Source organism: Cohnella phaseoli, from assembly GCF_003386235.1.
Classification (GTDB): Bacteria; Bacillota; Bacilli; order Paenibacillales; family Paenibacillaceae; genus Cohnella; species Cohnella phaseoli.
In genome coordinates this window covers 64,121-78,848 of the sequence record NZ_QRDZ01000012.1, presented here as the reverse complement: position 1 = coordinate 78,848, position 14,728 = coordinate 64,121, and the positions used below count along the sequence as shown (strand labels likewise).

Sequence of the window (14,728 nt, the reverse complement as noted above, 5' to 3'; positions counted from 1 at the left end):
GCGCTTTCCATGAGTGAATTATATCAAATAATTCTCCTCTTGGCTACAGGTATTTTTAATTTTTTGCGCCATTCGCAAGCTCCAGCAGCAGCCTCGGCGCTCTCGTCGTTATGGCGTCTACGCCCATGCCGAGAAACCACTCCATGAGCGGACGTTCGTTAATCGTATAGACCCATACCTTCAGTCCTGCGGCATGCGCATATTTCACGATCGGGGGCAGACAGGTAAAGCCGTTCATGTTCAGGCCGGCGTATCCGCCGCGCCGCGCTTCCGCGCAAACCGCTTCCGCAAAGTCCCCGTAGCGTTCCATCTGCTCCATCGTCAGCCAATCGGGCGTATTCTGCATCACTTGAATGTCGGGATACAGCTCTGTTATGCGATCCGAGCACCCCGTAATAAACGTGCGTTTTTGCGCCTCGAATTCCCGAATCAGTCTGACGGTCGGCTCGATGCTGTCGGCCGATTTCAGATCCAGATTCAGCTTTGTTCCTTGAGGATCGGAGGCTTGCAGCACCTGCTCCAGGGTAGCGATTTCGTGCTCTGCATAAATCGGGTCGAGCAGGCCCCGAACGCTCGAATCGTTCAACTGTTCGTAGGCGTGCGTGCGCAAATAGGGCGAATCGTCATGAAGCAGGATGGCGCGTCCCTCGCGGGTAACGCGCACGTCCACTTCGACGATGTCGGCGCCCAGCTCCATTCCTTCATAGAAAGAAGCCATCGTATTATCGGGATGAATCCCGCAGCCCGTATGGGCGGCAACCATCGTTCGGCGCATAGCCTATCTTCCTTTCGTCAATCGAATGCTCCTTGGCGCATCAAGCCGTGCACGAACTCTGCGAACAGGCTGTTCGACCAAGCAAACCACGGCCGAGTGTAGAGCTGAGGATCGTCGGCGTGAAAGCCTTCATGCATAAAGCCGGTGTCTGCATCCGTCGCCAGCAACGTATCGAGCAGCCGCACAGCCTCCTGCGGGTCGCGGGAAGTCAGTCCCTGCATAGAGAGGGCGATGTGCCAAATATAGCGATGCGGCGTATGCGGACTTCCGATGCCGCTCGCAGCCGTACCTTCATAATAATACGGATTGTCCTCGCTGAGAATAAAACGTCTCGTATTGCGATACACCGGGTCGTCCGCTGAACGATATCCGAGATACGGAATCGACAGCAAGCTAGGTACGTTGGCGTCGTCCATCAAATGATGGTTGCCGTATCCGTCCGTTTCGTAGGCGTAGATTTTCCCGTATTTCGGGTGAAAGAGCGTGCCGTAAGCTTCGATACCGAACTCGATCTCCTCTTTCAGCCGCTCCGCCTTGCGGCGCAGCCTTTCGTCCCGGTACACCTGGTCCGCAATTTCGGCCATGTATCCGAGAACGACGGCAGCGAACATATTGGAGGGAACCAAGTACCCGAACGTGCAAGCGTCGTCGCTCGGCCTAAAGCCCGACCAGGTCATGCCGGTGTAATTTACCGGCATGCCTTTGCCACCGTTGCGAAGCGTATCGGTCGGCGGGCAATCGAATCGCTGAAACCGATAGGAAGATTGCGCGTCGTGATGCTGTTCCGTCTCCCATAGCTGCAAAATGCGGCGGAGAGCGGAACGGTACTGCTCGTCGAACATCGCGGTCCGCCCCGTCGCCTTCCAGTACAAATAGCTGAGCTGCACCGGATAACAGAGCGAATCGATCTCGTATTTGCGCTCCCACACCCACGGATTAAGATCGGTGAGGTCTTCGTCGTAGCGCTCGTCGTTCGGGCTTTCGTTAAACGCATTGGCGTACGGATCGATGCCGACATACATCATCTGCCGACGCACGACTCCTTCGATCATAGCGCCAAGCTCGGCATCCTCCGCAGCCAGCGGAATGTAATGCCTTACCTGGGCGCTGGAATCGCGCAGCCACATCGCGGGAATATCGCCGGTAATGACGAATGTCGAGCCGTCCTCCATCCGTTTGGTCGTCGTCTCCAGCGTGCTGGCGAAGCAGCGCTTGAACATGCCCAGCAGCTTCGGACGGCCGGCAAGCTTCTTGTCCGCTTCCGCGAACAGTCTCTGCATCGCCTCCGGATAACGGCTGTAATCGTCGTTCATGCTTCGTTCCTCCTTCATCTAAGCCCGAATGTCGAGCTTAAACGTTCTGAGCTCGTACGGCAGCAGATTGAACTCAACGCGATCGGCGGCTTGCGGCTCGCCAATCGGTCGTTCCATCAGGTCGCATTCCTGCCAGGAGACGACATTCAGATCGCTGGTCAGGACGACTTTCTCCCGCATGCCGGAATAATCGTGCAGCCGGACGATCAGACTGTCCGAGTCCTCCGCCTTCTTGACCGCGTCGATCATAACGTTATCGGAGGACACACGGAGCAGGGAAGCTTCCGCTTTCGCCGTAGCGCCTGCGCCGGTGCGCAGTGGGTTGTTGAGCGCCCACGCCTCTTTGACCGTGCCGCCCTCGTACCAGTCTCCTTGATGCGGGAGCAGCGCATACGTGAATTCGTGATGTCCTCTGTCCGCATCGGGATCGGGTTCGATCGCCGACTTGATCAGGCTCAGGCGCATCGTATGCCCCTTGATGTCATAGCCGTATTTGCAATCGTTGAGCAGACTGACGCCGTAGCCGCGCTCGGACAGATCGGCCCACTGGTGGCCGACCGACTCGAATCTCGCCCAGTCCCAGCTCGTATTCCAGTGCGTCGGACGCTTGACGTTGCCGAATTGAATGTCGTAGGTCGCCTCAGTCGAGCGCACCGCGACCGGGAACGCCGCCTTCAAGAGCTGCTGCCGCTCCTGCCAGTCGACCTCTGTCGCGAAGTCGATGCGTCTGGAGTCCGCATATACATGCAGCACCTGCGAAATCGTGGAATTCATATACTTCCAGACAAAGCGAACGGAAGCCGAAAGCGAGCCGTTGTGAATCAGCTCAACCGATTGCAGCTCGGTCACCTCGCGCATTTTCTGCTGATAGTAAATATCGATGTCCCACGCGTCGAACATAAGCGGCTTGTCCTCGAACACCTGAAGCACGTTGCCGCGCTCTCCGTCCGCCAGCACCTGCTTGCCTGCGGCCTTATCCCATACTCCGGTTAATTGGCCGGCTTCGTTCCAGTCGATCCGATAATGCGGCGTGTCGATGCCGGATTGTTCGAAGCGGAACGCTGTCTCTTGAGAGCCCTTGTCGGCGGATGGCCGGAACCCGATCGTCGCATAGCCCATTGCCGGCGTTTCCACCTTGACGTTCCAACGATCTCCTTTGCGCTCTGCGGGAAGGATCCGGCCTTGCGCGTCGATCCACTCTCCGTCTGCCGCGCCTTCAGGCAACGTCACTTCGGCCAGGTCGCTGCGCGTCCACGGCGAGGAGTTGAATACCGTTACCGCTTTCGCCTTCTGCGCAAGAACGGCGTTCGTCGCGTGCGCCCAAGCCGAGTCGACCGTCTGCTTCGCCTCGGCATACTCCTTCGTGCTGTCCTCGTACACTTCCTTGATGGAGGAGCCGGGAATGATATCGTGGAACTGATTGCGCAAAATAATTTTCCAGCCTGCGTTTAAGTCGGCTTGGCGATAAGCGGACCAATCTCCGTTCAGAAGGCTCGCGAAAGCGCCCAACCATTCCGCCTCGCGGTAGCCCAGCTCCAGCTTGCGGTTCATCCGCTTGTTATACGCTTGGCTCGTATATGTGCCCCGGTGGAATTCCAGGTACAGCTCGCCGTCCCAAGTGTGAACGTACTGATCGGTGTTGGCGACGCGTTCTTGAAGGCCTTGGAAGTAAGCGTCGGCCGTTCCGGTCTTCACATGGGGCAGCCCCGGCATTTCGTCCAATCTGCGGCGCATCTCCAGCATTTCGCGGTTGACGCCTCCGCCTCCGTCTCCGTAGCCGTACGACAGCAGCAGCTCTTCGTTGATATTTTTATCGCGGTAGTTGTCCCAGATGCCCTTGACCATTTGCGCTTCGACGACCCCGTTGTAAGTATAGTAAGGGCTGTCGTGCTCGTCGGGCGTCGTAATGAAATGGGTGAGCACCTCGGAGCCGTCGATGCCGCGCCAGCGGAACGTATCGTGCGGCATCCGGTTGAACTGGCTCCAGCTGATTTTGGTCGTCATAAACGTATCGATGCCGGATTTCTTCAAAATTTGCGGCAAAGCCCAGCTATAGCCGAATACGTCAGGCAACCACAAATAGCGGCATTCCGAGCCGAATTCCTCGCGGAACAGACGGGTTCCGAACAGCAACTGGCGCACGAGCGATTCGCCGGACGTCAGGTTGCAATCGGCTTCCAGCCACATGCCCCCGGCCGCTTCCCAGCGGCCTTCCTGGACACGCTCCTTGATTTTCTCGTAGATTTCCGGAAAATCGTTCTTCACGTATTCGTAGAGCTGAGGCTGCGTTTGCAAAAAGACATAGTCCGGGAACAGCTCCATCAACCGCAGCACGGTCGAGAACGAACGGGCGCATTTCTCGCGAGTATGCTTGAGCCGCCACAGCCACGCCACGTCGATGTGCGTATGGCCGATGCAAGTCACCGTAACGCGGGAATGCTTTTCGATAGCGGCCACATCAGAGCGAAGCGAATCGCGAGCCTCGCTCACCGAAGAGTAAAACGCTTCCGAACGAGGATAGGACCAGTCGATTTTAAGCAGCGAGCGATCCAGCGCGTTCACAAGCTGAATGCGGTCGGGATGGTTGGCGTCCAGCGTCTTGATCGTCTCGAGCGCAGCGCGCGCCGTATAGTAATAATCGTCCGTTGCCTCATCCAGCCAGCAAAGCTCGGCCACCTGGATCGTATGTTTGCGCGGCTTCGGCGGGCCTCCGCCTTCAAGCCCCGACCACAGCCGGATATCGATCCGAATGTCGGTTCCGACCGTCTCCTGCGGGAAAAAGACTTCCGTGTGGTTGGAATCGACGCCTTGATATGGCGCGCCGTTCAAGTAGAACAACGATTCGAATCCCGAGTTGTTGCCTCCTCCGGTCTCGCCGAAGTCAAAGCGGCCAATCACTTTGCGTCCAGCCCACTGCTGCGGAACAGTCGCGGTATGCGAAAGCCATGCATATCTGTCTCGTCCGACCCAAGTCTCTCCGAGCCGGATCGTCTCGCTCCCCTCAGCTTGAGGAGGCTTGGGAGCGACTTCGCCGCTCTCGTCCTCCGTCCAGCGGAAAGCTTCGATCGCAATTGCGTCCCGATACCTCGTCGCTTCCAGCTCCTGCAGACGTTCCTTAATTTTCGATTCCGTTAACAGCATAGTTCAAGCTCCTTTCCATCCGACCGCCCGGCTGCATTCATGCCGTCATATCCAGCGTTTCGAAACCGACGACGCCTTCCATGCCGACCAACGCGGCGATCACTTCCTCGTATTTCTTTACCTTCTTTAATTTGACCTGAATGCGCAGAATCAAGCAGCGTCCGCTCGGCGCATCGGACTGCTCTTCGTTGTCCACGGTCAGCTTGTTGATCTGCAGCCCGCTCCGATTCAGGTAAGCCAGCACGGCACCCAGGCCCGCCGACTTTCTGTCCATTTTGATTTGTACTTCCCGTATTTTCTTCGTTCGTGAGAACAGCTTTTCTACCTTGTTCAGGACAAACAAACTGATCACCACCAGACAGGTCGATATGATCGCGCAGTAGTAAAATCCCGCTCCGGCCGACAGCCCGATCGCCGCGGATACCCACAGCGACGCCGCCGTCGTCAGACCCGACACGGTCAACCCCGTGCGCATAATCGTTCCCGCTCCGAGAAAACCGATGCCGCTGATGACCTGCGCGGCCAGTCGGGCCGGGTCCATCCGCACGTTCGGTTCCGAAGCGAACGAGGAGAAGCCGTATGCGGATAGCAGCACGATGATCGCGGAACCCATCGTCACGAGAATATGCGTCCGGAAGCCGGCGGAATGACCGCCAAGCTCCCGTTCCAGTCCAATCAATCCGCCTAATACGAGGGCAAGCAGTATTCTAAGGGTCAGCTCCCAGCTGCTAATCTGCCATACTTTAGGATCGAATATCAGTTCCACACCGCTCAACATCGATCACGGCAGCCTCTTCGTCAAATATTCCAAGCTGTTCGCCAGACTGTCGAGCGGACTTCCCGGGCAGTAGTCCTGTTCGACGGCATACCATTCGACGCCGTTCGCCTCGCCCCAGCGAAGGATCGGAGCGAAATCGATAACTCCGCTGCCGATTTCCGCGAAATACCGCCGATCGTCCGCAGTCATATCCTTGAGGTGAAGAATCGGCATCCGATTGGCATATTTGCTAATGTATTGGAGCGGATCAAGGTCCGCCTTCTTGACCCAGTAAGTATCGATCTCCGCGTAGATCGGACGTTCGGCGTCCAAATCCAGCACATAGTCGAGAGCGTAGCGCCCGTCGATCTCCGTATGAAATTCAAAGTCGTGATTATGGTAGCCGACGCGGAAGCCAAGATGAGACACTTTCTCCGAAACGGCCAGCAAATCCCTGCGCACAGTACGGTAGCCATCTTCATTCTGCAGTCGATCCGGCAGCGAATGGCAGATGAAGTCCTTCGTATCGAACAGCCTCGCTTCTTCAAGCACAGCTTCCAAGTCGTTGTTCATCCGTTCCAACCCGACATGCATGCCTGCCGTCTTAAGCCCGAGCTCCCGCATGGCCTCTGCAATTTCCTTCGGATCGTTGCCGTGCAGACCGTCGATTTGAACGGCCGCCCAGCCCATCTTCTTCAGCTCTCTCAACGTCCCGATAAAATCGCGTTTGAGCTCGTTTCTCACCGTAAACAGCTGTGCCGCAAGCTTCTCTCTCATTACGCCAGCTCCTCTCTCTCCAGGTTCAGCCATTCCAGCTGCTCCCCGGTTAACTCAATATTCATCGCCTGCAAGGAATCGTTAAGCTCGGATTGACTGCGTGGGCCGATGATAGCTCCGGTCGGGAAGGGACGATTGAGCACGAACGCTAAGGCGATCTGATTTGAGGAAACGCCTTTCATCTCAGCCAGCTTAACCGCTCTGCGATATCGCTCCCAATTGTCTTCGTTGTAATACACTCTGACCATCTCCGCATTGGAACGGTCCTCAGGAGAGAACAGTCCGGCGAAAAATCCGCCCGCCTGCGCCGACCACGACAGCAACGGCAGCTGATTCGCCTTATGCCAGTCGCTGGTCGCCTCGTCCGCCGATACGCAACCTTCCCAGCGAGGCTCGTTGGCTTTAGCCAAGCTCAGGTTGACGCTGTTGAACATAAAGCCCTTTAAGCCGTGGCTGGCGGCGTATTCGTTCGCTTCCTTGATTCGCAAATAAGTCCAGTTCGAAGCGCCGATCGCCCGCACCGTTCCTGCTTCGAGATGCCGGTTCAGCTCTTCGATAACCGGCCCTACGGGAACGGAAGGATCGTCCCGATGCAGCGCATACAAGTCGATGCGATCGGTGCCAAGCCGCTCCAAACTCTCGGATAGATCCTTGCGGATCGCTTCGGAAGTAACTCTGGCTCCCGGGCTGCCGTCGTCATGGTGGGCTCCTTTGGTCAGAATGACCACCCGATCCCGATTTCCCGTCTCCCGCAGCCATTGTCCGACGATCTTTTCCGCCTCGCGATATTGATGCGCCGTATCGATTGCCGTACCTCCCGCCGCCACGAACTGATCCAGCATCTCCGTGCTGCCCCACTTCTTGATGTCTCCCGTGCCGATCATAAGCTGCGACAGCTTGATTCCGTTCACCTCGACGAACTTCATCCGGTTCCCCTCCAGCAATAATTTTAGTTGTGTTTCGCAATGTGGTATCGATTCCATACTGATATTATTATCGATACCCAACGATTCTGGTATCGATTCCATAACAAACGCTTACATATCTGACTATAGTCCGTATTATAGTCTATCGTATTCTCGGAAGACAAGTAGGAAATTTCTAATTTGCTTGTTTTTCCTATCGGTCGGCGAGTGATGGAGCAAATTAGGCAGCGAGACGACATTAATCCCCAGCGTATACAGGACTCGAATGAGTTTTCCACACAATGCGACGAGCGACTGTTTCTTCTGAAGCGGGCTTCTGACCTCGTATCGTGAAATAGCGGTGTAGCGCCTGATACTCTACGTTCTTCGGTACCATTGGTTCCTATCCAGCTGAATGGCAAAGGGGGTTCTTCTTGACAACGGATAAACAAGTAAAGCTACATCGGCGTCCTTGGACGTCAATGAAGCTTTTTTGTGATCCAGCTGATTACCGGATTCTTGCGGTAGACCTATGGGGTGAAGCATAGTAATAATAGCAACTTAAATACGTCGCATCCAACTTCGTTTTACCTCTTTTCTTGAATTCAGGATGCGCTTCATGATTGGGATTTACCGATAATGCCGAGAAATATTCCTGTGTATAATCGAGTTTCACTACACAGGATGTTGTAAAATGTATGGCATCATTCCCTCTGCAGCGCAGCATGCCAATTCGTGCCCCTCCATTGGGCAGGTCATCTTTACGAATAATCGCAGCATAGTGATCGGATTGTAATTTTGAAAAACCCCATGAGTAACCGTAAAGATCTTCAATCCCCAAATATTCCATGGACGGTTTTAAATCTTCATTCATATAGAATTCCATGTTGGCTTCGCACAGAATCTCACCCTGATGGCAGTTCGGATGATCCCCTTCGATTTGAAACCAATGCGCGACGATGACGCCGGGACGGTCGATAGAACAAACCTCTAAGATTTCATCCGGTATCGTCAGATTTCCACTTCTATAATCCGTATATAAGTAGCCAGTATGCTCGGGCAATGCGCTTAGCTGTTGTTCCCACTGAATATCGGTGTACCCCATTAAATCCGTTGTCGTCGGATTCTCTAATTCAACTCGAATGGACTTTCTAAACGGCATCGGGATCCGAAAATTATGTGAGTACATGACCTTCGAAAAATATACGGTGTTGTAATAGTCTGCACCATAGTCTACATCACCCAAAAAATCAACGAACGGAAGTTCAATAGAAGGTGTTTCTTCATCATCGTACCAAACCCTGAATATGACCTCCCGCATTGCGCGATTATCTCTTGGCAATGTCATTTCGACATCTGTAATTACTTTTCGATCATTATAGTTAGAAGCATGAATAGAACAAACGACACCCGGGCCTTCTGCATGAAGAATGGTTACTCGACTACCTGCTAACAATTCCTGTTGCTCCGGATGCTTATCGTAAGGCCATGTCGATGAGCTCAGTCTACTTTGCTTCATTCCAATCTGAGATAGCTGCTTCCAATCATACATCGGATGTTTTCCCCCTAATCCATTATGTTCACTTAGGTGTATAATCAAAAACGACCATTTGATGACATTCTAACTTAGGAACCTTAAGCTCAACTTGTGTCCCTAACTGAACGAATGAAATTTCTTGTCCTTGCGGCACCAGATAAACCCGATTTACGGTCTCCATAATACTTACTCTTACATCGACATCATAGAGAGGCGGCAGGTCATCAATGACCAGTGTCCTACCCCGTTGGATCGGCGTCGCATATAGCAGATGCAGCACATACCTGTCGTTGGCCTGTTGTTTGACAAAGCGTGCTCGGCCCGAGCTTGGCATGTTTACCTGCATCACTGCATTTTGATAAACCAGCTTTAATGCCTGTAAGAAGTAATCCCGATGAAACTGCGCTCCATGATCGTAATAGAGCTTGCAAACAGAGTGCGCAAGGTAAACGACATTCCCTTTACGAATGACCCCCGGCTGGTTGGATGCTTCTAATTGGTAAGGCGTATTTTGATGAGAGCAATACTGTGCATAGGTCCGGTTAAAATAAGGTTTTAAAACAGATGCTAGAACTTCTCCATCCGTCATCGTTAATTGTTCGGCACCTTCGTAGCAGAGGACCGGACTTTTCACCAGCCCTTCCCAGCCCGGTTCATGTAATCGCAAATAGTCGTCTTCAAACATCGACGGTCCTTCATATTCCGCACCGATATCGATCAAGAATCGATTCTTCTCAACATTAAGCCCGCTTTTCCCTGTTAAAAAGAGACTGCCGCCTTGTTGGAGATAAGCATGGAAACGTTCCGCTTGTTTAGAGTCCAGTAAGATACAGTCAGGCAGGATGACGGTATCAAAGCGGCTTAAATCTTCGTTATCCAGTACGATGTCGAAATCGAGCTGTCCCTCAAGAAGCATCTTAACTAGTCCCTCATCGGACTTTACTTCTCGCGAGAGTACGATCCCTAATCGCGTCGTTTCGGTGATGTCGTAACACCAAGGCTCGATTTGTTCCACGTATTGATAAGCTTCGCCGATTAAACGGTACGTTTCCATATCCATTTCACCTGAGGGGTGCAATTGATCTCCAATACTGCAACGCGCTCCATAAGTAAGTAATGCCGCGACTTCATAGCGAAGCGCATTCTTCGACTTAAAGCCACCGAATTCCCCCCAAGAGGTATGGAACTTGCCCGTCATTCCCAAATAATCTTTGCCGCTTCGCGCGAAATACTTCGCTCTAGAAGGCATTTTATCGTATCCCCCCCAGGTGGTCGGGAGATCCTCTAATTCAAAGTGGGTTTGCCCATCGTGCCATTCCGGCTCATAAGGCGAAGCACTGCCATTAAAAAAGATAGAAGCATCAGAGTGTTTTTCTCGGATGACTTTTGTACACCCAGACATGAAGCGCTGCCATTTCAGCTTATGGTAGAGTCTGGCGCTTATCTCGCTAGTCGGATCTAGACCTGACTCAACCATGCCGGCTTTACAGGTATCACACCAGCACAACGACCAAAAGCAAATGTCATAGAACAGTCCATCCACTTCATAGGCATCGCAAACCTCTTTCGTTTGGGCATAGATTAAATCTGCATAGCCTCCGCTTGGACACAAAAACTTCCACGATACTTCGGGCCGTTTATCCTCCCGCTTCGCTTGCGGATCAATTCCAATCGATACCAATGAACCATCTTGATTTTTTACGACCCAATCCGGGTGTGCTTCCGCATCATTGGCAGAAAATCCTACCGTTATATAAATGGGTGCCCGAACGCCAATCTCGTGAGCCGCTTCAATTTGTGCCCCTAATAAATCCATTTGCAGTGTTGGATGTATTTTCCCGGCATGTGTTGGATAATAGGACCAGCCGTGATGGCACTTAGCAAAGACGGTAATGGAATTAACCTTCCCCGCTAGAAGAGCTTGCTGAAATTGTTGTTTATCGAATCTTTCCCCTACCTGAGGTATCCATTCCGAAGTATGAAAGTCGAGATGCACTTGCCTGCTTGCCAGACGATTCATAGAGATCCTCCCGATTACTTATTCTTTAGTTATTCACGTATTTGGTGTTTAAATAGCTAATAATATGGATTCGTTCTGCGTCAGTAAGCGCCTTATCGTAGATAAATATTTCCGTAATATCCCCATGGATTGTTCCTGAGCCATTCTCGCCAAGTTCAAATCCCGACCAATTGTTTGGAGCTGTCTGCGTTTTAGGTGCGGGTACGTTATAGTCGTCTATATAGATCGATCCTTTTCCTGCAACGGAATTATAGGTGTATACCCATCTTTGAAAAACATCCTTAGAATAATTACCTCTCTTATAGGTTGAACTAGCTGGTTCGATTCTTGTCGCAATATCTGTCCCCGCATAGAGTCCGCCATTCGCATCGGCATGCATAACAAATTGCCCCCATGCCCCTGTCGCCAACAATTTCTGGTTGTAATTGTTCAACGAAGCAGGCCGCAGCATGAAAATGACCGTAAAGTCGTTCATAGCCCCCGTTAGACCGGGTATGGATAGAAAATCATTCACACCATCAAACCGGATAACCGGTTTTCCATTAATTACATTATCCACCCACAACGGCTTGTTGGTTGTATTGGTTTGAACCGCATGATTCCCCTCTCCCGATAAATCCTCCCATGTGCCGACATATCCACTTGTGTCCTTTTCCAAGCCTGCATCGGCTCGTAACCAAAGCTTTAAATTGCTCTTAGCCGGAGGATTGAAGCCTTGATCATAAACCTTAAGCGAATCAATAACCATCGCGCTTCCGGATTTCATAACGCCCTTTATTGTATGAAGACCATTCGACAATTCACCTGAGGAAAAAACAGTCTGCTGTACCATCGACCCAGGGCTGTAGCAGCTCACTGTTTCGATAAAACTACCGTCGATATAGATATCAATATCGCCTCGGTCAAAGTACTTCTCGCTAATCAAATCTATTCCCGTTCCGGTAAATGTAAACTCAAAGTAATCATTGATCATATTCGTATAATGCACATCATCCAAATAATTACCGTACCCGCGATCCGTGCTGTAAACCCATGAGCCTGTATACTTTATATCCGACACATTATCATTTACCGGTACGTTAAATTCAGGATTGTCTACCGTTCCGAAAATTTCAAGATTGCTGATTCCGAGCTGTATCCCCGCTTGTCCGCTATTATCCGGCTTGACAGCTTCAATCATCACATATCTGGCAGACACAGGCTTAAAGGTTGTTGTCACTATGCCGCCAGATGCACCTGAAATGACAGCTGCAGTTGTATAGTTGGTTCCATCAATCGAAACCTTCACATTATATTCAGTGGCGTAGAGCGTAACATCTGCTATCGGCACTTGCGGAAATGTGACGACTACTTTATTGACATTTTTCACACTGCCTAAATTAATAAGCTCTTTCCACTTCCATTGACCGAATGCTTGCGCATACGTGCTTGCATAACCATCTACTGCCCGACAAGCATCAGAACCCGGGTGTACAGTTGCATAGGAATCATCCATATAGAAGGCATAACATGGTTTTTGATAAGCAAGATCGCCTAATGCAGGCTCAGGCGGAGCTGCTAGCGGAACATAGGCGTCTGCTGTTACACCCGCATGATTTACAATAGCTTGTGCGGCCGCCGGTCGAGTACCTGTATAATAGTTTGTATTGCTTATGGAACTCTTTGTACCGTTATTGATTAGGTTGGTAGAATTCGTATAGTTATTGTTAACCGTAATATGATTAATTGAAGGATGCCAGATATACAACCAATTCGCAGTTCCCATATTTTCTATGACATTGTTCATAACCTTGATATAACCCGAACCTTCGTCCGGATAAATCCCGCCATAGGAATGATTCATATTCGATATATAATTACCTTCAATCACAGTATCCGGTTGGGTGTTTAAGGTATAGATCCCCCCGCCATCTCGCATTTTTTTCATATAATCGCTAATTTTATTCCACGCAATCCTGTTGGATCCGAGAGTAAACTCGTCCCACATGACACCTCCCCAGCCGTCCCAGCCCATGGAGATTCCAGTGTATGGAATATGACTAATATCATTATGCTGAACATCTATCTGCTTCCCAAAAAACACTGTAATCGCAGGAGATGACCAGTATTCGTTGGATACATGGGATATGACATTGTTTCTAACTAAAATATTCGTGCACAAGCCTTCTTGCAAAGCGGTATCGATATGACGGTGAAGCCATGTGCCAATAATGACTGCATCCGCAGATGTATCCGTAATGTTATTGTTCGTGATTTCTGAATTCTGTACATCGTTTGCCATTTTAATGCCAGCAGCACCCAAATGTTTTAAGGTATTGCTGTCCAGCACAATTTGGTTCGCATGTTCCACCACGATCGCTGCAGGTGGAATTACGCCATTCGTCGTAAATGCAGTTTGATCCACTTCATTTGCCCAGAAGCTCGCTTGCAGAGGCGCTACACCTTGCGTTGAGGCTCTTAATGACGTTGTATGCATAAAAGTTAGTCCTTGTATTTCGATATCTTGAGCCTGTGATGTAATCGAAGAGCCTTCAATTGATAATAGAGTCTCCACAGTCTCCTTTGGGACGTACACTTCCGCAGACTCCATATTTTCCCCAGGTTTAGGCCAGTAATATAGCGTCGAAGTCGTTTGATTGAAATACCATTCGCCGGCTTCATCCAGCAATTCTTTTGCATTTTCAATATAAAAAGGATCTGTCACTGCAATGCTATTAAATACTGCATTCATGGTCATAGCCCAATCAAAGTAGGGTTGCTGCATAAGGACCACTTTTTGACCCGATTCCCCAGCAATCACCTGGTCAACTGGAAGACGAGTATTCACCCATTCGCGTGTCCAATTCAATTCAACATGATCAGGATTATCGTAAAATCCTACTACGCTATCACTTACAATAAATCCATTAATTTTAGATGCCTCATCATAATGATAGGCTAAAGCTGTACTCACTCCCGATGAACGCGCTCTTTGTGCCCTTTCTCCATTTACATAAAGCTGTCTAAAATTCGAAACTGAAGATACCGTTGCTTTGTAGATGCCGCCTGAATCCAGGGTCCACCCCGTTACGGGTACACCTCCTGTGAGTACAGGAAGCTCTGTTGGATAGGCTTTGTAGATCACTTTGTACCCATTCGAACCCGAATCAAGTTCATTGAGTTCTATCGTATTGCTTAAGCTGTATGTACCGCCGCGCAGGTATACAAGGATATCGCCTGTCATTTCATGATTTATGGTTCTTACAACATCTCTAGCCTGCTGAATGGTTTTGAAAGGGGCGCTTAACGTGCCAGGATTACTGTCGCTTCCGTTAGGCGATACATAATAGGTTGCTTGTATGGGGACGTTGCCATAACTAGGTTTTATGAGAATGCTGCTGCTTAATAGTAAAAATAGGCCAATGACAATGATCCTAATCCCATTTTTCATGCTATACATCCTCCGATTTTTGTATTTCAATCAGCCTGGGAGAGCTTTCCCAGGCTGATGATCAGAAACACGC

9 protein-coding genes and 1 pseudogene are annotated in these 14,728 nt (G+C 50.8%); all 10 read right to left on the bottom strand.

Going from position 1 to position 14,728, the window contains the following annotated elements; all coding sequences use genetic code 11:
- Window positions 1-55: 55 nt before the first annotated feature.
- Complete coding sequence (locus DFP98_RS16130) at window positions 56-775, bottom strand: glycerophosphodiester phosphodiesterase (protein WP_116061640.1); 720 nt, start codon at window positions 773-775, stop codon at window positions 56-58.
- Window positions 776-792: 17 nt separating this feature from the next.
- Window positions 793-2,088, bottom strand: coding sequence for a glycoside hydrolase family 125 protein (locus DFP98_RS16125; protein WP_116061639.1), 1,296 nt, complete (start codon window positions 2,086-2,088; stop codon window positions 793-795).
- An 18-nt stretch (window positions 2,089-2,106) separates the two neighbouring features.
- Complete coding sequence (locus DFP98_RS16120; RefSeq protein WP_116061638.1) at window positions 2,107-5,229, bottom strand: alpha-mannosidase; 3,123 nt, start codon at window positions 5,227-5,229, stop codon at window positions 2,107-2,109.
- Window positions 5,230-5,266: 37 nt separating this feature from the next.
- Entirely contained in the window at window positions 5,267-6,007 is a 741-nt protein-coding gene (locus tag DFP98_RS16115; protein WP_116061637.1) for an MgtC/SapB family protein, read from the bottom strand.
- Window positions 6,008-6,010: 3 nt separating this feature from the next.
- On the bottom strand, window positions 6,011-6,763 hold the full coding sequence (locus DFP98_RS16110; protein WP_116061636.1) for a sugar phosphate isomerase/epimerase family protein: 753 nt from the start codon (window positions 6,761-6,763) through the stop codon (window positions 6,011-6,013).
- Window positions 6,763-7,689: an aldo/keto reductase gene (locus DFP98_RS16105; RefSeq protein WP_116061635.1), complete on the bottom strand. Its 927-nt coding sequence runs from the start codon at window positions 7,687-7,689 to the stop codon at window positions 6,763-6,765. The genes DFP98_RS16110 and DFP98_RS16105 overlap by 1 nt, the downstream gene beginning before the upstream one ends.
- Window positions 7,690-7,824: 135 nt before the next feature.
- A pseudogene (locus DFP98_RS40235) lies at window positions 7,825-8,068 on the bottom strand (hypothetical protein); the annotation flags it as partial.
- Window positions 8,069-8,176: 108 nt separating this feature from the next.
- Window positions 8,177-9,220 (bottom strand): DUF2961 domain-containing protein, encoded by a 1,044-nt coding sequence (locus DFP98_RS16095; protein ID WP_116061634.1) that lies wholly within the window; start codon window positions 9,218-9,220, stop codon window positions 8,177-8,179.
- Between the two features lie 28 nt (window positions 9,221-9,248).
- Window positions 9,249-11,225 carry a beta-galactosidase trimerization domain-containing protein gene (locus DFP98_RS16090; protein ID WP_116061633.1) on the bottom strand — a complete coding sequence of 659 codons (1,977 nt, stop codon included), beginning with the start codon at window positions 11,223-11,225 and terminating at the stop codon, window positions 9,249-9,251.
- 25 nt (window positions 11,226-11,250) lie between these two features.
- A complete protein-coding gene (locus DFP98_RS16085; RefSeq protein ID WP_181917726.1) occupies window positions 11,251-14,655 on the bottom strand; it encodes a galactose-binding domain-containing protein in 3,405 nt (1,134 codons plus the stop codon).
- Window positions 14,656-14,728: the final 73 nt, after the last annotated feature.